Annotated in this window: 1 protein-coding gene; it reads right to left on the reverse strand. The window is 56.6% G+C overall.

Annotated elements, in window-relative coordinates; genetic code table 11:
• On the reverse strand, nt 1-104 hold a 104-nt coding region (locus BHE89_RS00655), incomplete at its 3' end, for a YqaJ viral recombinase family protein (protein WP_458694194.1).
• Nucleotides 105-297 lie beyond the last annotated feature (193 nt).

Raw genomic sequence — 297 nt, forward strand, 5'->3', positions numbered from 1 at the left:
CGCGCATACCCAGTCTTCTCGGCCCACAGTCTCCATCGTGTTTTGTACGGAGACCTATTGAGCAGGATAGCGGCGTCAGTGGCTGTTACACCTTGACGCGCCAATCAAGCCAATCTTCCTCGCGTTGCGATAGGTTGACTATTTTCATGGACCTCTCTCCAGTGGTTAGGAGGGAGATCTCCCCCCAGCGGGGGAGTCCCCCCCCGTTGGGGTTAGTAGTAACTGCCTTCCGCGCCCTCCTCTTCCATAACAGGGATCATGTCCTCGTCACTCAAAGGCGGCATTTCTTCGGCACCA

The sequence above is a fragment of the Shigella sp. FC1967 genome (assembly GCF_001743005.1).
Taxonomy (GTDB): Bacteria; Pseudomonadota; Gammaproteobacteria; order Enterobacterales; family Enterobacteriaceae; genus Proteus.